The 20960-nt window shown below is 76.1% G+C and carries 18 protein-coding genes and 1 pseudogene; 5 read left to right on the top strand and 14 right to left on the bottom strand.

Annotated features, from left to right (window positions below; all coding sequences use genetic code 11):
- The 6 genes and pseudogenes from AC0IVP_RS14125 to AC0IVP_RS14100 all read right to left on the bottom strand — a co-directional run.
- Positions 1-608: pseudogene (locus AC0IVP_RS14125) on the bottom strand (hypothetical protein); the annotation flags it as partial.
- Between the two features lie 189 nt (positions 609-797).
- Complete coding sequence (locus tag AC0IVP_RS14120; protein ID WP_471757318.1) at positions 798-3251, bottom strand: ABC transporter permease; 2454 nt, start codon at positions 3249-3251, stop codon at positions 798-800.
- Between the two features lies 1 nt (position 3252).
- Positions 3253-4047: an ABC transporter ATP-binding protein gene (locus AC0IVP_RS14115; protein WP_471757316.1), complete on the bottom strand. Its 795-nt coding sequence runs from the start codon at positions 4045-4047 to the stop codon at positions 3253-3255.
- A gap of 137 nt (positions 4048-4184) precedes the next feature.
- Positions 4185-5924: a hypothetical protein gene (locus AC0IVP_RS14110; protein WP_471757314.1), complete on the bottom strand. Its 1740-nt coding sequence runs from the start codon at positions 5922-5924 to the stop codon at positions 4185-4187.
- A gap of 4 nt (positions 5925-5928) precedes the next feature.
- Entirely contained in the window at positions 5929-6636 is a 708-nt protein-coding gene (locus AC0IVP_RS14105; protein ID WP_471757312.1) for a response regulator, read from the bottom strand.
- Positions 6633-7832, bottom strand: a complete 1200-nt coding sequence (locus tag AC0IVP_RS14100; RefSeq protein WP_471757310.1) for a sensor histidine kinase — start codon at positions 7830-7832, stop codon at positions 6633-6635. The genes AC0IVP_RS14105 and AC0IVP_RS14100 overlap by 4 nt, the downstream gene beginning before the upstream one ends.
- 101 nt (positions 7833-7933) lie before the next feature.
- On the opposite strand from AC0IVP_RS14100, the gene AC0IVP_RS14095 reads away from it, so the two are divergent.
- Positions 7934-8338, top strand: a complete 405-nt coding sequence (locus tag AC0IVP_RS14095) for an STAS domain-containing protein (RefSeq protein ID WP_082556579.1) — start codon at positions 7934-7936, stop codon at positions 8336-8338.
- On the opposite strand, the gene AC0IVP_RS14090 is transcribed toward AC0IVP_RS14095, so the two are convergent.
- The 5 genes from AC0IVP_RS14090 to AC0IVP_RS14070 form a co-directional block, all read right to left on the bottom strand.
- Positions 8325-8681, bottom strand: coding sequence for a winged helix-turn-helix transcriptional regulator (locus AC0IVP_RS14090; protein ID WP_082556578.1), 357 nt, complete (start codon positions 8679-8681; stop codon positions 8325-8327). The two genes, AC0IVP_RS14095 and AC0IVP_RS14090, sit on opposite strands and share 14 nt — an antisense overlap.
- A 59-nt stretch (positions 8682-8740) precedes the next feature.
- A complete protein-coding gene (locus tag AC0IVP_RS14085; protein ID WP_471757308.1) occupies positions 8741-10351 on the bottom strand; it encodes a methyl-accepting chemotaxis protein in 1611 nt (536 codons plus the stop codon).
- A gap of 240 nt (positions 10352-10591) precedes the next feature.
- Positions 10592-11284 carry an HAD-IA family hydrolase gene (locus tag AC0IVP_RS14080; RefSeq protein WP_471757306.1) on the bottom strand — a complete coding sequence of 231 codons (693 nt, stop codon included), beginning with the start codon at positions 11282-11284 and terminating at the stop codon, positions 10592-10594.
- A gap of 78 nt (positions 11285-11362) precedes the next feature.
- The gene (locus AC0IVP_RS14075; RefSeq protein WP_200938729.1) at positions 11363-11812 is read right to left on the bottom strand and encodes a universal stress protein; all 450 of its coding nucleotides are present in this window, start codon (positions 11810-11812) and stop codon (positions 11363-11365) included.
- A 35-nt stretch (positions 11813-11847) separates the two neighbouring features.
- Complete coding sequence (locus tag AC0IVP_RS14070) at positions 11848-13131, bottom strand: Rieske 2Fe-2S domain-containing protein (RefSeq protein WP_471757304.1); 1284 nt, start codon at positions 13129-13131, stop codon at positions 11848-11850.
- Positions 13132-13277: 146 nt separating this feature from the next.
- On the opposite strand from AC0IVP_RS14070, the gene AC0IVP_RS14065 reads away from it, so the two are divergent.
- From AC0IVP_RS14065 to AC0IVP_RS14055, 3 genes are all read left to right on the top strand, one after another.
- Positions 13278-13634 (top strand): DUF485 domain-containing protein, encoded by a 357-nt coding sequence (locus AC0IVP_RS14065; protein ID WP_056290762.1) that lies wholly within the window; start codon positions 13278-13280, stop codon positions 13632-13634.
- Positions 13631-15256: a solute symporter family protein gene (locus AC0IVP_RS14060; RefSeq protein ID WP_471757302.1), complete on the top strand. Its 1626-nt coding sequence runs from the start codon at positions 13631-13633 to the stop codon at positions 15254-15256. Before AC0IVP_RS14065 ends, AC0IVP_RS14060 begins: the two co-directional genes overlap by 4 nt.
- Before the next feature lie 120 nt (positions 15257-15376).
- The gene (locus AC0IVP_RS14055; protein ID WP_471757300.1) at positions 15377-16618 is read left to right on the top strand and encodes a glutamate mutase L; all 1242 of its coding nucleotides are present in this window, start codon (positions 15377-15379) and stop codon (positions 16616-16618) included.
- A gap of 7 nt (positions 16619-16625) precedes the next feature.
- Here AC0IVP_RS14055 and AC0IVP_RS14050 read toward each other — a convergent pair whose 3' ends face one another.
- Positions 16626-18077, bottom strand: coding sequence for an MFS transporter (locus AC0IVP_RS14050; protein WP_471757298.1), 1452 nt, complete (start codon positions 18075-18077; stop codon positions 16626-16628).
- Between the two features lie 143 nt (positions 18078-18220).
- Between AC0IVP_RS14050 and AC0IVP_RS14045 the strand changes: the two genes are divergently transcribed.
- Positions 18221-18784 (top strand): TetR family transcriptional regulator, encoded by a 564-nt coding sequence (locus AC0IVP_RS14045; RefSeq protein WP_471757296.1) that lies wholly within the window; start codon positions 18221-18223, stop codon positions 18782-18784.
- 81 nt (positions 18785-18865) lie between these two features.
- On the opposite strand, the gene AC0IVP_RS14040 is transcribed toward AC0IVP_RS14045, so the two are convergent.
- Together AC0IVP_RS14040 and AC0IVP_RS14035 are read right to left on the bottom strand one after the other, a co-directional pair.
- Positions 18866-20383, bottom strand: coding sequence for a PH domain-containing protein (locus tag AC0IVP_RS14040; protein ID WP_471757294.1), 1518 nt, complete (start codon positions 20381-20383; stop codon positions 18866-18868).
- The gene (locus AC0IVP_RS14035; protein ID WP_471757292.1) at positions 20380-20910 is read right to left on the bottom strand and encodes a PH domain-containing protein; all 531 of its coding nucleotides are present in this window, start codon (positions 20908-20910) and stop codon (positions 20380-20382) included. Before AC0IVP_RS14035 ends, AC0IVP_RS14040 begins: the two co-directional genes overlap by 4 nt.
- Positions 20911-20960 lie beyond the last annotated feature (50 nt).

The raw sequence follows: 20960 nt of genomic DNA, 5'->3' as shown, positions 1-20960 counted from the left end.
TCGGCGGCGGGCGGGACCGTGCCGGGGTCGGGCGTCGCGGCGGCGGGCGACTGGGCGGCGGGCGGCTGGGCGGACGGCGGCTGGGCGACGGGCGAGCTGGGCGGGGCGCTCACCGCGCCGAGGTCCTGGTCGTCGGTGGGGAGGCCGTCGGTGGGGCCGCCCACCGTGGTGTCCGCGGCGGTGCCGGGCGCCGAGGTGGTGGCCTCCGCCGCCGCCACGGACGGGTCGGTGACGTCGGCGTCGGGGCTGCCGGAAGCGGCCAGCACGGCCAGCCCGCCGACGGCGAGGGCCCCGGCGCCCAGGGCCACCGCGGCGACCGGCGTCGCCCGGCGGCGGGCCGGGGGGCGGGTGACCGGCCGGGCGGTGACCAGCGGGCGCGGCGCGGCGGGCGCGGGGTCGGACGGCGCGGGGTCGGACGGCGCGGGGTCGGCCACCACGGGGTCGGACACCACAGGGCCCGACACCACGACGACCGGCAGCGGTCCGGTGTCGGCGTGCTTGCCGTAGGTCGAGGCGTCCGGGTCCAGCCAGGGCAGCACGGCGGTCGCGTCGTCCTCGGGCCGGTCGTCCTCGGGCCGGTCGTCGTCGGCCCCGTCGTCACGCACCATGTGCTCGACCTCCCCGTCGTCGACCCCAGGGCAGCACGGTGGCGCCGTCCGCGCACGTCGATCACCGTCCTGACCTGCGTATTCGTCGCTGTGGGTCAGGATGCGGGTACGGACGGTCCGCTGCGCGCGTCCGTCGCCCCGCCCACCGGCGACGACCGGAGGGCGGGGCGGCGGGGGCGCGGGCGGGGCTCAGCCGGCGATCGCGGCCACCGGTGAGGTCCGGGCGGCCCGCCGGGCCGGCAGCACCGAGGCCAGCAGCCCCGCGACCGTGGCCACCACGACGATGGCCAGCACCTGGGTCCACGGCACGCTCACCACGGTGCCGTCGGGGGACAGCGCACCGAGCACCGAGGCCGCCCCGGCCAGCCCGTACGCCCCGCCCAGCAGCACCCCGAGGACGGCGGCGACCCCGGCGACCAGGGCGGCCTCCCAGGCCAGCAGCCCACGCAGCTGGCCGCGGGTCAGACCCAGCGCCCGGAGCAGGCCGGACTCCTGCCGCCGTTCCACCACCGAGAGGGCCAGGGTGTTGCCCACCCCGATCAGCGCGATCACCACCGCGACGCCCAGCAGGCCGGTGACCACCAGCAGCATGGTGTCCAGCACGCCGTCCAGCGCGGCCCGCTCGCTGGCCAGGCCCGTGACCAGCGCACTCGGGACGGCGGTGCCCACCAGGTCGGTGACCTCCTCGGCGGTGGCGTCCGCGTCGGCGGAGTCGGCCAGCCGCAGCCACAGCCGCCCGACCGGGGCGTCGGGGACCAGGGCGGCGAGCTCCGTCGCGGTCAGCCGGGGGGTGTACACGTCGTCGGTGCCGGCGACCGCGGTCATGGTCAGCGAGCGGCCGTCCTGGGTGAAGGTGACCTGGTCGCCGGCCGACACCCCGTAGAGGTCCATCGTGTACGCCGGCAGCACGACCTCACCCAGCCCGGGCAGCGGCTGGTCGGTCCCCGAGCGCAGCACCGGCTGCGTCGCGGCGGTGTCGAACCCGTCGACCTCGACCGGCTCGCCGTCGGGGCCGGTCACCGTGCCCACGGTGATCCCGACGCCGGCCTGGAGGCCGTCCACACCGGTCAGCTGGTCCAGCAGCGAGGGCGGCAGCGCGGAGCCGAAGTCGTCCACGACGACGTCCGTCGGGTAGGCGGCGTCCAGCCCGGCCGCGGCGGTGGCCTTGGTGGAGGCGGCGCCCACCACCATCGCGGTGGTCAGCGTGACGCCGATGAGCAGCGCCGTCGCGGTCGCCGCCGTCCGGCGGGGGTTGCGGGTCGCGTTGCCGGTGGCCAGCCGGGCGGGCACCCCGCCGACCCGGCCCAGCAGCCGACCGGCCGCCGCGACCACCGGGGGGACGGCGCGCTGGGCGAGCAGCACGACGCCGAGGAAGCTCAGCGCCCCGCCGGGCAGGGCGACGAGCACCTGGCCGACGGCAGCGCCGTAGACGGTCAGCGCCGCGCCCGGGACGGCCAGCGCGAGCCCCAGGGCCAGGCGCAGCACCCCGCCGCGGGAACGCAGCGGCGCCGGGTCGACCGGGCGGAGCGCGGCCAGCGGGGCCACCCGGGTCGCCGCCCGGGCCGGGGCGAGCGCCGCCACCACGGTGACGACGGTGCCCAGCAGCAGGCCGACCACGACGGCCAGCGGGGGCACCGAGACCCCGGACAGCGGGATCGGCGAGTCCAGCGCGCCGGCGACCGCGGAGACCCCGGCGGCCAACCCGATGCCGGCCAGCACGCCGAGCACGGAGGCGACGACGCCGGTCAGCAGCGCCTCGCCGAGCACGCTGCGCCGCACCTGCCGGGCGGTCGCGCCCACGCAGCGCAGCAGGGCGAGCTCGCGGGTCCGCTGGGCCAGCAGCACGGCGAAGGTGTTGGCGATGACCAGCCCGGCGACCAGCACGGCCACGGTGGCGAAGACCAGCAGCACGGCGGTCAGCGCGGTGGCCCCGCCGGTGATCGCCGCGGCGGCCTGCTCCGCGGTCTCCTCGCCGGTCGTCAGCTCCGTGTAGCGGGTCGCGTAGGACATCTGCAGCTCGGTCCGGTCGGGGTCGCCGGCGATGCGCAGCTCGGTGACGGTCGCTCCCCAGGCCCGGGCCTGGTCCGGCGTCACGAAGCCCTGGGTGAACAGGCCCCCGGTGACCGTGCCGGACAGGTCGACCAGGCCGGTGACGGTCACCTCGCCTTCGACCAGCTGGCCGGCGGCGTCGTAGGAGGTCACCGGGAGGGTGTCGCCGACGGCCACGCCCTCGGTCTCGGCGAGCAGGATCTCGCCCGGACCGGTGGGGTACGCCCCGGCGGACAGCTGCTGCCAGCGCAGCAGCGGGTCCTCGGCCAGGGCGGTGACGGCGACGTAGCGGGCGCCGGTCCGGTCGGGCAGCACGGCCTGGACGGAGGTGTCCCACTCGGGCGCGACGGCCTGCACCCCGGGGACGCCGGACACCGGCTCGACGATGTCGGCCAGCGACTCGCCGTCCGTGGAGGTCAGCACCAGGTCGGTGCCGACGTACTGCGCGCCGACCGAGGCCAGCACGGTGGAGCGGGTGGTCTCGTTGAGGACCAGCGTGGCGACGACGAAGGCCACCGCGATGACGATCGCCAGCATCGAGGCGATCAGCCGGCCGGCGTTGGCCCGGACCTGGGCGAGGAGGACGGTGCGCACGTCAGCCACCCAGCCCGCGGAGCGCGTCGATCACGGCGTCGGCGGTGGGGGAGTGCACCTCGCCGGCCAGCCGCCCGTCGGCCAGCAGGACGACCCGGTCGGCGTAGGCGGCGGCGACCGGGTCGTGGGTGACCATGACGACGGTCTGCCCGGTCTCCCGGACGCTGGAGCGCAGCAGCCCCAGGACCTCCGCACCGGACCGGGAGTCCAGGTTGCCGGTCGGCTCGTCGGCGAAGACGACGTCGGGTCGGGGCAGCAGGGCGCGGGCGACGGCCACGCGCTGCTGCTGGCCGCCGGACAGCTCGTGCGGGCGGTGCCCGAGCCGGTCCCGCAGGCCCAGCCGGGCGACGACGTCGTCCATCCAGGCCGGGTCCGGGCGCCGCCCGGCCAGCTGCATCGGCAGCACCATGTTGTCCCGGGCGTCCAGCACGGGCAGCAGGTTGAACGACTGGAACACGAAGCCGATCCGCTCGCGCCGCAACCGGGTGAGCTGGTCGTCGGGCAGGCTGGTCAGCTCGGTGTCGCCCAGCCAGACCTGCCCGGCGGTCGCGGTGTCCAGCCCGGCCAGGCAGTGCATCAGGGTGGACTTGCCCGACCCGGAGGGGCCCATGATCGCGGTGAAGGCCCCGCGGTCGAAGGCGACGTCGACCCCGGCCAGCGCGTGCACGGCGGTGTCGCCGCGGCCGTGGGTCTTGCGCAGGCCCTGCGCGCGGACGGCGGCGGTGACCGGCGGGGCTGACGCACCACCGGGCCCACCACCGGGGACGGTCATGAGGGGGACGGCGCTGTCGGGCACGGGGGCTCCTGAGGACGGGGGACCGGGACGTGTCCACCGTGCTGCGTGCCGGGCCCCCGCCGCGTCGGAGCTGGGTCCCGACTGTGTCCTCCCCGTGCTGCCCCCGTGGGTGGACCCGGGTCGTCCCCGGGGCGGACTCACTCCTCGAGGAGGTCCCCCGGCCCGGCTGCGGTGACCGCCTGGCGGGTCCGGTCGGGGAGCTGGACGGCGGTCACCGTGCGGTCGTCGTCGGGCCGCAGGCCCACCCCGCCGGGCAACGGGAGGGCCGGGGGCACGTCGGCGCCGCCGTCGAGCAGCGTCACGGACGCCGTCCCGGGGGGTGCGACGACGAGGACGGTGCTGGAGGAGACGTCGGCGACCCGGTCGCCCACGGTGCACCGGGCGGCGACCACCAGGCCCGCGACCGGGGTGCCGGCCGGCCACGTCTGCATGCCGCACCCCACCTGCTGCAGCGTGCCGTCGGCACGCCGGCCGGCCACCGCGGTGCTCACCACGACGGCGCCCCCGGGCACGGTCACCGCCAGGACGACGCCCTGCACGACCCGGCCGGAGGGCCCGGGCACCGCTCCGGCCCACAGCAGCGCCGGGGTGAGCGGGGCGGGGTCCAGACCGGTCGGCACGGTGACCGACAGCAGGGCGGCCGCCACGGCGTCGGGGTCGGGGACGCCGGTCGGCCGGACCGGGACGGCGGTGGGCAGCGCCGGCCGCGCGACCGGGCGGTCGGCGAGGGTCACGGGCACCGGGGTCAGGGTCAGCGGGCTCGTCGTCCCGGTCCGGGCCACCTGCACCCGGACCGCCCGGCCCGAGGTGTCCGGCGTCGCGATCGCGACGGCGGCCACCCCGTCGGCCACCGGCTGCGCGGCGTAGACCCGCTGCACGCTCCCCGCCGGGCCCACCAGCTGGCCGGGGGAGACCCGCACGCCCTCCTCCCGGCCGGCCACGACCACCAGGGCGGTGCCCTCCAGCAGCGCGGCGGGCTGGTCGGGACGCAGCACGACCGGGCGGTTGGCCGGTGTCAGCTCCGCGGGGCCGGCGCCGGCCGGGCCGGTCGACCACAGGCCGAGCAGGTCCCCGCCGGAGGGGTCGCCGTCGGTGCCGCCGTCGGTGCCGCCGTCCGTGCCGACGACCAGCACCCACCGCCGGTCCAGCAGGTCCCCGGCGAAGACCACCCGGCGGTCGGTCAGCGCGTCGGTGCCCGCGGCGTCGCGGAGGGCGGCGAGCAGGTCGTCGTCGCCGGCCAGCGAGCCGCGCGCCGGCCCGGCCAGCGGTGCCGAGGGACCGGGCCGCTCCGCGGCCGGACCGCCGATCCGCTGCAGGGCCCCGGGCAGCAGCACGGCCAGGACGGCGAGCACCGCCAGCACGGCGACCGGTCGCAGCAGCCGCCGCCGGCGCAGCCCGCGAACGGCGGCCACCGCCTCGTCGTCGTCGCGGGCGGGGGGACGGCGGGTACCGGCCAGCCGCGCGAGCCCGGCCCGTGCGTCCCCGCCGAGGGCCGCCCGCGCCCGGGCCAGCCGCTCGTCGACCGGGCCGGGCACCAGCCCGGCCGGGTCGAGGTCCTCGTGGTCGGCGAGCACGACCGCGGCCCGGTCGGCGTCGGACAGGCCACCGAGTGCGACCGCGGTCGTGCGCGCGGCAGCCAGGTCGGCGGGGGACACCCACCACGGGGCGGCCGGCTCGCCGGCCAGTGCGCTGCGGGTCCGGCGGGTGCGGAGCAGGGCACGCAGTGCCGCGGTGCGATCGGCGTCGGCGGGCAGCCGGGCCAGGGCCCGGTCGACCCGGTCCTCGGCGGCAGCCTCGTCCCCCCCGCCGGCCTCGAGCAGGAAGGCGGTGGTCAGCAGGTCGGCGCGGTGCGCGGCGACGACCCGGGACTCCCGCACCGGCTCAGTGTGCGGCGTCCCGCAGCAGGTCGTCGGGACGGACCAGCCCGGACCGGAACGCGAGCACCACGGCCTGCACCCGGTCGCGCGAGCCGGTCTTGGCCAGCACCCGGCCGACGTGGGTCTTCACCGTGGCCTCGCTGACGAACAGGCCGGTGGCGATCTCGGTGTTCGACGCGCCGTAGGCCATCTGCACCAGCACCTCCCGCTCGCGCGGGGTCAGCTCGGCCAGGGCCGGCTCGGGCCCCTGCGGGCCGGCGCTGCGCTCCTCGCGCAGCAGCGGGGCCACGTGCTGCAGCAGCCGTCGGGTCGAGCTGGCCGCGATGACGGAGTCCCCCGCGTGCACCGTGCGGACCGCGGCCAGCATCTCCTCCGGGGCGGCGTCCTTGAGCAGGAAGCCGCTGGCCCCGGCCCCGATCGCAGCCACCACGTACTCGTCGAGGTCGAAGGTGGTCAGCACCACCACCCGGGGCGGGTCGGGCAGCGCCGTCACCGCGCGGGTGGCCTCGATGCCGTCCGTGCCGGGCATCCGGACGTCCATCAGGACGACGTCGGCCGGGGTGCGGCGCAGCACGTCGACCACCTGCGAGCCGTCCCCGGCCTCGCCCACGACCGTCAGGTCGGGCTGGGAGTCGATGACCATCCGGAACCCGGCCCGCACCATCTGCTGGTCGTCGACGAGGACGACGCGGATAGGCTGGGTGCTCGTCATCGGGCCTGACGGTAGGGCAGCACCGCGTGCACCCCGAACCCGCCGCCGTGCCGGGGGCCGGCCTCCAGCCGCCCGCCGTGCAGCTGGGCGCGCTCGCGCATGCCGAGCACGCCGTGCCCGGCGCCGTCCGTCGCCGCGGAGGCCCCGCGGCCGTCGTCCAGGACCGACAGCTCCAGGGCCTGGGCCCGCCACTGCAGCCGCACCCAGGCCCGGCTGGCCGGCCCGGCGTGCTTGAGCACGTTGGTCAGCGACTCCTGGACGATCCGGTAGGCCGCCAGCTGGGACCCGGCGGCCAGCTCGACCGGCTGGCCCTCGGTGATCAGGTCGACGTCCAACCCGCTGCGCCGCACGTCCTCCACCAGCCCGGGGATCGCCGCGACGTCGGGCTGCGGGGCGAACTCCTGGACGCCGTCCTCGCGCAGCACGCCCAGCAGCGACCGCATGTCGGTCAGCGCCTGCCGCCCGGTGGCTGCGATCTGCTCCAGCGCGCCGGTGGCCGCCGCCGGGTCGGTGCGCCCGGCGTACCGACCGCCGTCGGCCTGGGCGATGACCACCGACAGCGAGTGCGCGACGACGTCGTGCATCTCCCGGGCGATCCGGGCCCGCTCGGCCCCGGCGGCCAGGCGCATCTCCTGGTCGCGCTCCAGCTCCAGCAGGTCGGCCCGCTCGCGCAGGGCCTGCTCGCGCTGCAGCCGGGACCGCTTGAGGTCGCCGAGCGCCCAGGTGGCCAGCACCAGCACCCCGATCGCCACGGCGGAGAACACCGTCCCCCGGATCAGGTCGGTGCTGCTGCCGATGTAGACGCCGCCGAAGTAGCGGAAGGCGGCCAGCAGTGCGCCGAGCAGTCCGAGCACCAGGCCCGCCTTGCGCCAGGGTCGCGGGGCGTAGGCGGCCAGGGCGTGGACCATGACCGGGACAGCCACGTTCGCCAGCAGGAAGTCGCTGACCAGGACCACCTCGACCAGGCCCGCGCCCAGCACCGCGACGGCCGCGCGCACCGTCGACGTGCGGCGCCAGGCCAGCGGGACCAGCAACGCCAGGGAGACCAGTACCGCCGTCCCGGGCTGGGAGGGGTAGGTGGAGGTCTCCAGGGCCAGGCAGACGAGGACCAGCAGCCCGGCGACGACCGCGTCGACCGCGAAGGGGTGCGCGCGCAGTCGGCGCGAGACGCGCTCCACCACCGGCTGCCGCTCCACGCCCCGACCCTAGGCAGCCCGGCGGGCCCTGTCGTCGTCCCCCGGGACGAGGTGGGGTCCGCCCCCGGGGGGAGGTCTGCGGGTGCGGACCGCCACGACCGGTGTCACGCTCTCCGAGGCCTGACCAGCGCTGGAACGAGGACATCATCAACAGCACGACGACCGACCCCGCCGACGAGGGCCGACGGCCGTTCCAGCTGACCGTCGGGGAGCCCGACACCGCGGGCGACCTGCGCGTCGCGGTCTCCGGGGTGCTGGACAACTACTCCAACCCGCGGTTACCCCGCCAGCTGCTGACCGCGCTCGGCGACGCCCCGGCGCGGCTCACCGTCGACCTCGACGACGTGGACTTCTTCGGGTCGGCCGGGATCACCGCGCTGGTCGAGGTGAGCAAGGCCGCGGACGCGGCGGGCAAGCAGCTGCGCATCGTCGCCACGCACCGGGTGGTCACCGGCCCGTTGGAGGTCACCGGTCTGCTCGACCGGCTGCGGGTCAACGAGGGCTGAGCTCCTCCTCGGCGGCGGGCTCGTCCACGGCCCACCGCCGTCCCCACGCCTTGAGGGCGCCCAGCACCGGCACGAGGTCCTGCCCGGCCTCGGTCAGGTGGTAGTCCGAGCGTGGCGGGGAGTCCTGGTAGGGCCGGCGTTCCAGCACCCCGGCGGCCACCAGGTCCTTGAGCCGGGCGGCGAGCCGGTCGCGCGGTGCGCCGGTGCCGGCCAGGACGTCGGAGAAGCGGTGTGCGCCCAGGTGCACCTCGCGCACCGCCAGCAGCGCCCACCGGTCCCCGACCACCTCGAGGGCCGCGGCGATGGGGCAGGGGCGGCCCGGCAGCTCTGACAACACGACCACGCGTCCAGGTTGGCACGTGCGGCCGGTGCGTGCCACGAGCTGCCGGGCCCCCTCCGGGGTCAGTAGGTGAAGCGGCCGACGGTGGTGCGCAGGTCGGCGGCCATCCGGGACAGCTCGTCCACGGCCACCCGGGTCTGGCCCAGTGCCTCGGTGGTGGTGCCGGCCGCGGTGGAGACACCGGTGATGTTGGCGGCGATCTCGGTGGTGCCGCCCGCCGCCTCGGCCACGCTGCGGGACATCTCGTTGGTCGTGGCGGTCTGCTCCTCCACGGCTGAGGCGATGGTCATCTGGTAGTCGTTGATCTGGCCGATGACCTCACCGATCCGGCCGATCGCGGCGACGGCGCCTCCGGTGTCGGCCTGGATGGCCTCCACCCGGCGGGCGATGTCCTCGGTGGCGCGAGCGGTCTCCTGGGCCAGTTCCTTGACCTCGTTGGCGACCACGGCGAAGCCCTTGCCTGCCTCGCCGGCGCGGGCGGCCTCGATGGTGGCGTTGAGGGCCAGCAGGTTGGTCTGCTCGGCGATGGAGGTGATGACCTTGACGACGTCGCCGATCTCCTTCGACGACAGCCCCAGCTTGGTGATGGTGGCGTTCGTGGCCTCGGCCTCGGTCACCGCGGTGCCGGCGACCCGGACCGCCTCGTTGGCGCTCTGCGCGATCTCCCGGATCGACGCGCTCATCTCCTCGGCACCGGCGGCGACGGTGGCCACGCTGCGGGACACCTCGTCGGCCGCTCCGGACACGACGCCGGACTGGACCGCGGTCTCCTCCGCCGACGCCGAGATCTGCGCCGAGGACGCCGACAGCTCCTCGCTGGAGGCAGCGACCGCGTCGGCGGAGGAGACGACGGAGGCCATCAGGGTGCGCAGGTCGGCGACGGCGCCGTCCAGCGCGCGGCCCATCTGGCCGATCTCGTCGGCGCTGGTGAGCCCGGTGGTCTTGGTCAGGTCGCCGTCGGCGAGGGCCTGGGCCATGACCTGCACCTTCCGGACCCCGCCGGCGATGCCACCGGCCACGAACCAGGCGATCGCCAGGGCCGCGGCCAGCCCGCCGACGAGCACGGCGATCGAGGTGGTGCGGGCGGTGGCGGCCGAGGACTGCATGTCGGCGATGGCGGCGTTGCTGGCGGCCTCGTCGAGGTCGCCCAGCGAGACGGCGATCTCCATGGCCTCGGGGAGCAGCCGCTGGCTGTCGTTGGCGGCGACCCAGGCGGCGTTGTCCGAGGTGCGCTCCAGGGGCAGCAGGGTCGAGGTGTGGAAGGCCTCCCACTCGTCGACCTTCGCGCCCAGGTCCTGCACCAGGGTGGCCTGCTGACCGCCGGTCCCGGCGGCGTAGACACCGATGTCGGTCCGCGCGGTGGCCAGCCTGTCGTCGATCGTGGACAGCGCGGTCTCGCGGGCGGCGGCGTCGGGGGCGATGAGGGAGTCCCGGACGGCGATCCGCAGCTCGCGCAGGTCGTCGCGGATGGTGCTCAGCTGCTCCAGCTTGGCGACGTTCTCGGTGATCACCGTCTCGCTCCGCTCGGCGTTCGAGGACAGCGCCACGAGTCCGAGGACCCCGATCGCGGTCGCGGCCACCGCGGCCACCCCCACCGCCCCGAGGACCTTGGTGCGGACGGGCCGGTCGGCGAACCAACCGGTGAGAACGGAGGGCTTCTGGTTGTCGGACACGGGGGACTCCTCGGAGCGGGGAACGCGGGGGATGAGCGACCCGCACGCCGCGAGGGGAGGGGTCGCGCCGCCCTGACCTGCAGCGACGCCCCTGGTTACGACTGCTGACACGAGTAATCCACTCGAGTCGAACAATTCCTGGAAAGGATCCCAGGAATGGTCATCGACCATTCCTGTCGCCATGGTGACGTGTCGACACCGAATGGCCGGTGACCTTCTCGTCGACGCCCCGCGTGGGGATCAGCGAGCGGTGACGGTGATCCCCGCCGGCGTGCTGCCGAACCGGACGTGGCCCAGGTCCGGGGCGTAGCCGTCCGCCTCGAGCTCGCTGTGGTGGTGGGTGTCGCCCACGGCCAGGGTGGCGCAGCCGGCGGCCCGCCCGGCGGCCAGTCCGGCCGGGGCGTCCTCGACGACGAGGCACCGGTGCGGGTCGACGCCGATGCGGTGCGCGCCCAGCAGGAACGGGTCGGGCGCGGGCTTGCCGTTGGTCAGGTCGTCCACGCAGACCACCTCGCGCGGGCGGCGCAGCCCGGACCCGGTCAGTCGCGCCTCCAGCAGCGGACCGGTGCAGGAGGTCACGATCGCGACCCGGTTCGCCGGGAGCGCGGTGAAGGCCTCCAGCACCCCGGGCAGCACGGCGATGCCGGCGAGGGCCTCGGCGACCTCCAGCTCGTGGATGCGCGCCAGCCCGGCCGCCACCCGGTCGGCGGGCAGCAGCGAGGCGACGATCTGGCTGGCCGGGCGGCCGCCCAGCGCGGTCAGCGCCGCCGGGTCCACGTCGTGCTCGGCGGCCCACGTGCGCCAGGCGCGCATCGACCCGCCCATGGAGTCGATCAGCGTCCCGTCCATGTCCAGGAGGACGCCGTCGAAGGTCCGGTCGGCGAGCTGGTCGAGCTCGAGGAAGGCGCCGGGTCTGGGCGTGGTCCGTTGCACGCGACCGATCCTCCCACCCGCCGGGGACGGGGCGGTGGCCAGCGGCCTGCCGGCCGGTGACGGCCCGGTGCCCCCGGCTCAGGGGACGACGGTCACCGGCCACCGGCCCGACCGCACCAGGCGGACGGCGATCGAGCCGACCAGCCGGTGCCCGGCCTGCTCCGAGGCGCCCACGACGACGGCGTCGGCGAGCAGGGAGTCCGCGAGCCGGGTCAGCTCGGCGAACGGGTCCCCGCGCACCGAGTGGAACTCGACCGGGATGCCGATGTGCGCGGCCCCGTCCACGACCATCCGCTCCAGCTCCGCGGACACCTCGGTCGCCGTCTCGGCGGCCACCGCGGCCGACCCGGGCACCAACCCGGCCATCGGCGGGAAGCCGGTGCGCACGTGCACGACCACCAGCCGGGAGTGCTGGCGGCGGGCCAGCCCGGCCGCGTAGCTGGCCGCCCGCAGCGAGGTGTCGGACCCGTCGACGCCCACCACGATGACCTTGGGCCCGTCGGTGCCCCGCTCGAAGACGTCGCTCACGTCCCCGATCGTGCACCCGGCCCCGACGGTCGGTCTCAGGCGGCCACGTCGCCCTCCTCCCGGCCCTCCTCCCGGCCCTCCTCCCGGAGCGGGGCGCGGGCGGCCACCACGAAGTCGCCCAACGCCCGCCGCAGGGCGACGCCGAGCCGGTCCGCGGGCACGTGCAGCTCGTCGCGTGGGGTCAGGGGCAGCCCCGGGCTGCCGGAGAGCTCCAGCAGGGCCAGGTCCTCGGCCAGCAGCGTCTGCTGTCGCGCTGCCTCCGTGGCCACCGCGGTGCGGGTCGGCCGCTGCGGGCCGCCCAGCAGCACCCGGGTCCACACCCGGGTGGAGTCGGCGTCCTCGGGCGTCAGCAGCACCAGCAGCGTCGTCGTCGCACCGTCGGGGGCCACGCGGCGCACCAGCAGCTGGAACGGCGGGCGCAGGACGACCGTGCACCGGTCCACCCCGTCGTCCCGCACCCCGGAGAAGCCGCCGTGCTCGACCCGGACCTCGGCGACGGCGACCTCGCGGGCCCCGGCGCCGTGCGCGAACGGGGCGTGGGCGGCGTCGAGCAGGACGTCGAGCAGCGGCGCGGCCGGCGCGCTGGTGCGGACCGGGGGGAGCCAGGCCGAGCGCGATCGGGCGTCCTCGCCGGGCACCTCCAGGTCGGCGCCCCGGGGCTCCTGCGGGGCGACCTGGACGACGCCGTGCCGCTCGCGCACCCCCCACGCGGGCGGGTCGACCGTCAGCACCCCGCCCCGGCGCTCCAGGGTCCGGGTCCGCCCCAGCAGTCGGACGGCGAGCCAGCCGCCGTCCCGGAGCTCGTCGGACAGCGCGACCGGGTGCCAGGCGTGCTCCAGGGCCGGGTCCAGGTTGTCCAGCACCGGGCCGGCCGGCTCCGGGAGGGCGGGCACCGGCTCGGCCGACGTCCCCGCGACCGCGCGCGGCGGCCGGTGGTGCAGCGTCCGCTCCGGGGCGATCCACACCCAGCCGTCCCGCTCCTCCACCGCCCACGGGGTGGACAGGTCGGCCCGGGGCGGTGGGGTGCCCTCGGCGCCCAGCGAGGGGATGTCCACGCAGCGGCCCTCGGCGTTGAACTGCCAGCCGTGCGAGGCGCACTGCAGCCGCCCGTCGACGACGGTGCCGGTGGTGAGCGGCACCAGGCGGTGCGGGCAGCGGGCCGACAGCGCGGTCACCTCGGCGCCGGGCCGCAACCGGACGACGACGAAGGGCCGGCCGCCGGCACCCACCGCGCGCGGTGCGGAGCCGACGTCGGCCGCGCGGGCGACCGGGAACCAGCCGGTGGAGCCGGGGGAGGGGGCAGTCCTGGACGGGGCCATGAGCCATGCAACCGCCGCCGCGTTCCTCCCGCGTTGCCACCGGGTGACGTCTGCGGTGCGCCGGGGGCCGGGTCACTCCGGAACGTCACCGGCACCCCTTAGTGTGAGCGCACCCACACAGCGGACCCACAGCGAGGTGCCACCCCGTGACCGAACCCGAACGCCGGCTGCTCACCCCCGAGGAGTACCGGCAGGCCCAGGACTCCCCGGAGTTCACCGAGCTCAAGCGGCGCTTCCGCCGCTTCGCGGTCCCGATGACCGTGGCCTTCCTGACCTGGTACCTGGCCTACGTGCTGCTGAGCACCTACGCGGTCGACCTGATGAACACCCACGTGTTCGGCAACGTCAACCTCGGCATCCTGCTGGGCCTGGGCCAGTTCGTGACGACCTTCCTCATCACCCAGCTCTACGTCGCCTACTCGGCCCGCCAGACCGACCCGGTGGCCGACGAGATGCGCGAGCGGCTCGAGGCCCACCAGTTCCTCCCGGGGGAGCAGCAGTGACCATCGGCAACCCCGTCATCAACATCTCGATCTTCGGCGTCTTCGTCCTGATCACGTTGGTCATCACCTTCCGGGCCAGCCGCACCAACGCCAGCGCCGCCGACTTCTACGCCGCCGGGCGCAACATCTCCGGCACCCAGAACGGCCTGGCCATCGCCGGTGACTACCTGTCCGCCGCGTCGTTCCTGGGCATCGCCGGCGCCATCGCCGTCTACGGCTACGACGGCTTCCTCTACTCCATCGGGTTCCTGGTGGCGTGGCTCGTCGCGCTGCTGCTGGTCGCCGAGCTGCTGCGCAACACCGCCCGGTTCACCATGGCCGACGTCCTGGCCTTCCGGATGCGGCAGGGCCCGGTCCGGACGGCGGCGGCGCTGTCCACGCTGACCGTCTCGCTGTTCTACCTGCTCGCCCAGATGGCCGGCGCCGGCGGACTGGTCACCCTGCTGCTGGGGGTCAGCGGCGAGGCCGCCCAGGCCCTCACCGTCGTCGTCGTCGGCGCGTTGATGATCTTCTACGTGCTCGTCGGCGGCATGCGCGGCACCACCTACGTGCAGCTGATCAAGGCAACCCTGCTGATCATCGGCGCGTTCGTGATGACCGTGTGGGTGCTCGGGAAGTACGGGTTCAACCTGTCCTCGCTGCTCGGCGGGGCCGCCGACACCGCGGCCCAGCAGGCCACCCCGCGCGACGTGCTCTCCCCGATGGGCCAGTACGGCGCCACCGGCACCTCCAAGCTGGACTTCGTGTCCCTGGGCCTGGCCCTGGTGCTCGGCACGGCCGGCCTGCCGCACGTCCTGATGCGCTTCTACACGGTGCCCACCGCCAAGGACGCCCGGAAGTCCGTGGTCTGGGCGATCTGGCTGATCGGGTTCTTCTACCTGTTCAGCCTGGTCATCGGCTACGGCGCCGGTGCCCTGGTCGGGGCCGACGAGATCCTCGCCGCCCCCGGCGCGGTCAACTCCGCGGCACCGCTGCTGGCCTTCGAGCTCGGCGGCACCGTGCTGCTGGGCATCATCGCCGGCGTCGCCTTCGCCACGATCCTGGCCGTCGTCGCCGGGCTCACGATCACCGCGTCGGCGTCCTTCGCCCACGACGTCTACAACTCGGTGATCAAGAAGGGCGCGGCCGACGGCAAGCAGGAGGTCCGGGTCGCCCGGATCACCTCGGTGGTCATCGGTGCGGTCGCCATCGGGCTGGGCATCCTGGCGCTGCAGGCCGGGCTCAACATCGCCTTCCTGGTGGCGCTGGCCTTCGCCGTCGCCGCCTCGGCGAACCTGCCGACGATCCTCTACACGCTGTTCTGGAAGCGCTTCACCACCCAGGGCGCGCTGTGGTCGATCTACGGCGGGCTGATCTCCTGCCTGGTGACGATCCTCTTCTCCCCGGTCGTCTCCGGCGGCGCGATCAACCCCGCCACGGGCAAGTCCACGTCGCTCGTCCAGGACGTCGACTTCTCCTGGTTCCCGCTGAACAACCCGGGCCTGGTCTCGATCCCGCTGGCCTTCTTCCTGGGCTGGCTGGGCACGATGCTCAGCAAGGAGAAGCCGGACGTCGACAAGTACGCCGAGCTCGAGGTCCGCTCCCTGACCGGGATCGGCGCCGAGAAGGCCACCCCGCACTGAAGAAGGGCCCCGGTGCCCCACGACGCGCTCCGCACGTCGCGGGTCCCTGCACCGGGGCCGTTCCAGCGCCTCACCTGCCCCGTCCTCCGGTCGGAGGGCGGGGCTGGTTGGGTTCCGGGGGTGAGCACCGTGGCCTGCGTCGACATCGGCTCGACGTACACCAAGGCCGCGCTGGTCGACGTCGCCACCGGGGAGCTGCTGGCGACCGCGCAGGCGCCCACCACGCTCGACGACGTCGTCCGCGGGGTGCTGGCGGCGACCGCCGGGTTCGGCGGTGTGCCGGTGCGGGCCTGCTCCAGCGCCGGGGGCGGGCTGCGGCTGGCCGTCGTCGGCTACGAGCAGCTCATCAGCGCCGAGGCCGGGCACCGCGCCGCGCTGTCCGCCGGCGCACGGGTCGTGCACGTCGCCGCGGGGCGGCTGGACGACGCCGCGCTCGCCGCCCTCGCCGCGGCCCGTCCCGACGTGGTGCTGCTGGTGGGGGGCACCGACGGCGGCGACACCGCGGTGCTCACCCACAACGCCGGCGCGCTGGCCGGAGCGGACGGGTCCGTACCGGTCGTGCTGGCCGGGAACGCGCACGTCGCGGCCGAGGTGGCCGCGGTGCTGCGCGCCGGCGGCCACCCGGTGACGGTCTGCGCCAACGTGCTGCCCGACATCGGCGAGCTCGCGCCCGACGAGGCCCGAGCCGGCATCCGGGCGGTCTTCCTCGAGCACGTCATCGGCGGGGACCGGCTGTCCACCGACCCGCGCCTGCGCCAGTGGGTCCGCGCCGTCACCCCCGACGCGGTGCTCGACGGCGTCGTCGTGCTGGCCGGGCTGCGTGCCGAGGCCGACGTCCCCGGGGTGGTGGTGCTCGACGTCGGTGGGGCCACCACCGACGTCTACTGCGTGCCCGACCTGGACCCCGAGCAGGCCGCGCTGCGCCGGGAGGCCGTCGGCGTCCCCGCGCACCGGCGGACCGTCGAGGGCGACCTCGGCGTGCACCACGCCGTCGCCGACCTGCGCGCCGCCGCCCGGGCCGAGGGCCTGCCGCCGCTGGCCGACGGCGCGCTGGCCCTGGGCGAGGCGGCGGCCACCGTCGCGCTGCGCCGGCACCTGCGGGCCGAGGCCGCCTACGGCCCGGGCGGTGCCAGTGCCCGCGGGGTGGGTCTGGTGGTGCTGTCCGGCGGCGTCTTCCGGCACGCCGACCGCACCGCCCGGAACGCCGTCGTGGCCCGGCTGGCCGGGGACCGCGGCGGCGCCGGCGGCGTCCTCACCGGCACCGAGGTCGCCGTCGACGACCGGTACGTGCTGGCCGCCGCCGGCCTCCTCGCCGGGGACCACCCCGCCGCCGCCCGCGGACTGGTCTCCCGGCTGGCCTGACCCCGGCTCAGGCGGGCGCGGCCTCCCGCTCCGCCGGGGTCGCCGCCGGGATGAGCAGTGCGATGACCGCACCGAGCACCGCGGCGCCCGCGCAGGCGGCGAACAACACCCGGTAGGCGGTCAGCGAGGGCAGCACCGTCGTCCCGAGGGTGAGGGTGGAGGCGGCCAGCAGGGTGCCGCCGATGGCGCTGGCCAGCGAGCTGCCCACCGACCGGGCCAGCGTGTTCAGCCCGTTGGCGGCGGCCAACTCGGAGCTCGGCGCCGCCCGCAGCACCAGGCTGGGCATGGCGGCGTAGGCGATGCCGGTGCCGGCACCGGCGACGGTCGTGAAGACCACGACCTCCCACAACGAGCCGGTGAACAGGATGCGGCCCAGGAAGCCGACCGCGATGACGCCCGAGCCCAGCGCCAGGGTGACCTTGGGGCCGAACCGCACCGACAGCTTCGCCGACACCGGGGACAGCAGGATCATCGCGATGCCGCTGGGCAGCAGGCACAGGCCGCTGACCAGCACCGAGGAGCCGAAGCCGTACCCCGAGGCCTCCGGTGCCTGCACGTAGGACGCCGTCCCGATGAGGCTGGCGAACAGCGCGAAGCCCACGCAGACCGAGGCGACGTTGGTCAGCAGCAGCGCCGGGCGGGCGTTGGTGACCATGTCCACCAGCGGGGACGCCGTCCGTCGCTCGACCAGGACGAAGACCACCAGCAGGACGGCGGCCAGCACCAGCAGCCCGATCGTCTTCGGGTCCGACCAGCCCCAGCGGGAGGCCTGGGCCAGCGGCAGCAGCAGGGACACCAGGGCGGCGGCCAGCAGGACCGAGCCCGGCAGGTCCATCCGGCCGCGCGTCTCGGTGCGGACCTCGCGCAGCACGGTCAGGATGCCGACGACCGCGACCAGCCCGCCGACGGCGCAGATCCAGAAGAGCACGTGGTAGTCGGTGTGCTCGGCGATGAAGGCGGCCAGCGGCAGGCCCAGCGCGCCGCCGATGCCCAGCGTCGCGCTGACCAGGGCGATCCCGGTGCCGGCCCGCTTCGGCGGCAGCACGGTGCCGATCAGGCTGATGCCCAGCGGGATGGCCGCGGTGGCCAGGCCGGTGATGCCGCGGCCGACGATCAGCCAGGCCAGGGTGTCCGACAGGGCGCAGACCACCGAGCCCACGGTCAGCGCGACGGCGGCGACGACCAGCATCAGCCGCTTGCCGTAGAGGTCGGCCAGCCGGCCGAACACGGGGACGGCGACGGCGCCGACCAGCAGCGTGACGGTCAGCAGCCAGGGCGTGTCGGGCCCCAGTTGCGCGGACAGCTGGGGCAGCACGGGGACCAGCAGTGAGGTGGTGAGTGCGACGATGACGCCCAGGACGGCGACGACGGACAGCGCCGTGACCTGTGGCGCCGTCCAGCCCTCGTCGGGCTCGGCGGCAGCGGCGGGCGCTGCGGCGGTGCGGGTGGCTCCGGACACGGGGTCCTCCAACGGATCGTGGTCCCGCGGCACGACGGTGTACTGGCCAGGACAGGAAGTGGCAGACTGTGCCACGAGGCAGAGTGTGCCACTTCGTCGTCCCGTACACCGGGTCGGGTGCACCACAGCGGAGAGAGGACGACGTGGACGGGCTGCGGGAGCGCAAGCGGGCCGACAGTCGGGCCCGGGTGGTCGACGTGGCCTTCGGCCTGTTCGCCGAGCGCGGCTACGACGAGGTGACGGTGGCCGAGGTCTGCACCGCCGCGGGCATCGCCCCGCGCACGTTCTTCCGCTACTTCCCGACCAAGGACGACGTGCTCACCGAGCCGGCCCGGGTTCTCGCCGACCGGGTGCAGGCCGAGCTCGCGGCGACCCCGGCCGGGGTCTCGGACACCGCGGCCCTGCACGCGGCCCTGCTGGTGGTGGGCGCCGAGCTGGTGGCCGACGACCAGCGGGCGGCCGGGCTGTTCCGGGTGCTGCGGCAGGCCCCGGCGGCCCGGGCGCACCCGCTGATGCGCCTGGGAGACCGGGAGCGCGTGGTCGCCGCAGCGCTGGTGGACCGCACCGGGGGCACCGTCGACTGGCGGGTGCGGCTCACCGTGGCCCGCAGCACCGCGGCCTTCCGGGTGTGGCTGGACGACCTGGTCGACGGGGCGGTCGAGGGCGACCCGATGGCCCACCTGCGCGAGGTCCTCGACGCCTCCTGAAGTGGCTGCCGCGCCCCACCTCGGGCGGCCCCTCGGCCGGCGTGCTCGTGGCCGCCGTCGCGGTGCCGGTGCAGCGGTCGTTCAGCCGGGGTCGCTGAGCGTCGCGGCCCAGCGGCCCGATGCCGCGGCCGCGAAGGGCGCGGCGTCGGCGGCGGCGACGTCCAGCGCCTGGTAGCCACCGCTGCCGGCGCCGACCGCCGCCACCACGGTGGCCAGCCCCTGCCGCCGCTGGAAGAACGACTGCCGGACCTGCCAGCCGACGACGGCCCGCCGCTGCAGCACCACCTGCTCACGCACCAGCCAGCCCGAGCGCACGGTGAACGACCGGGGCCCGGCCGCGTGCCCCAGGGCCGCGTACCGCCCCAGGCCCAGCGGGACGCCGAGCACGGCCAGCACGACCCCGACGGCCAGCAGCCACCACTGCCCGGTCAGCGCCAGCAGCAGCACCCCGCCCGCGGTGACCACGACCCCGCCGGCGACCGCCCGCACCACCCGGCGCCGGCGCGCGGCCGGCGGGTGCGCGCGCAGCGGGCCGGGGTCCTCGACCAGGCGCAGGGCCAGCGCCCAGGCCTCCTCGCGGGGGCCCAGCGGCAGCAGCTGACCGCGCCGGGTCGCATCGCCCAGTCCGGTGACCAGGGCCGTGGCCCGAGCGGCCCGCACGCACCGCATGCCCAGGCCCTCGGACACCGCCGCCCCGCGGATCCGGTCGACCTCCAGCTCGGTGTGCCGCCGGGTCACCAGGCCGCGGACGGCGACCAGCGACCCGCCGCGGCGGACCAGCCGGAACCGCCAGTTCACCAGCGCGCTGCCCACCACGGCCCCGACGACCAGCAGCAGGGCCGCCGCCACGACCACCAGGACGACGACCGTGCCGTCGGCGAGGTCGGGCCGGTCCAGCTCCGGCCGCCACCGGTCGGGCAGCTCGTCGGTCAGCCGGAACAGCGCGCCGACGGCGGCCAGCGGCACGGCCAGGTAGCTCCCCACCAGCGGGGCGTAGAGCAGCCAGCGGTTGTCGAAGCGGGCGAACTCCTCCTCCACCGGCTCGGGCTCGAACGCCTCGGCCGGCACGTCCGGCGCCCGCCGGGTGAGCAGGTGGGTGCGCAGCCGGTCGGCCTCGGCGGGGGTCAGCCCGTCGACGACCAGCTCCTCCTCGTCGTTGGAGACCGCACCGGCGGCCGCGTCCACCCGCACCCGGACCAGCCCGAAGACCCGGTGCAGCGCGGGCGCCTCGACCTCCACGCCGCGCACCCGGTCGTTGGGCACCGTGCGCACCGAGCGGGACAGCAGGCCGCGGGTCACCACCATCGCCGTCTCGCCGTCGGCGTAGCTGAACCGCCACCACGACAGCGCGGCGAACCCCAGGGACGCCAGCGTCACCCCGACCACGAGGGCCACGACGGTCCACGGCCCGGCGTCCAGCCGGGTGCCGACGACGGCGCCCAGCCCCAGCAGGGCCGGGACGAACGACCGGGCCTGCCGGAAGGTCGCGGTGTGCACCAGCACGACCCGCCACGACGTGCGCCGGCCGGCCGGCGGGTGCGCCGGGTCCGCCTGCGGCGAGTGCGGCTGCGGCTGCGGCTGACCCCAGGGACCGCTCACGTGGCCTCGTCCCGCACCCGCTCCGCCCGCCTGGCCAGGTCGTCGGCCACCCGGGTGGCCACGTCGGCCTCCAGGTGCAGCACCCGCACGGTGCCCTGGGACGACGCCGTCATCACCGCCACGGTGGCCAGCCCGAACAGCTGCTGCACCACCCCGCGGGTCACGTCGACGGTCTGGATCCGGGAGACCGGCACCAGCGTCCAGGTCCGGGACAGCCAGCCGGTGAGGGTGTAGACCGCCTCGTCGGTGACCTCCCAGCGGTGCACCCGGTACCGCAGCCGCGGGCGCACCCCGATCATCACCACCGCGTCGACGGCCACCAGCACCGGCAGCAGCACGCGCAGCCAGGTGGGCAGGGGCGCGAGGACCTCCAGCGCCGTCACCACGGCGACCCAGAACAGGGTCCCGAGCACGCCCTCGACGGTCCACAGCGCGATCGCGTCGCGGGACAGCGACCACGCCGGCAGCCGGGCCGCCGCGGTGGGCGGGGCGGGTGGCGCGGGCCGGTCGGGCGGCAGCTGGGTCATCGTGGGCCATCCTCCCAGTCGGTGGCGCGTGCCACGATGGAGAGCGTGAC

The sequence above is a fragment of the Klenkia sp. AC732 genome, assembly GCF_979256525.1.
The sequence above is the reverse complement of the archived record's forward strand: the minus strand, read 5'-3'. Positions and strand labels throughout refer to the sequence as shown.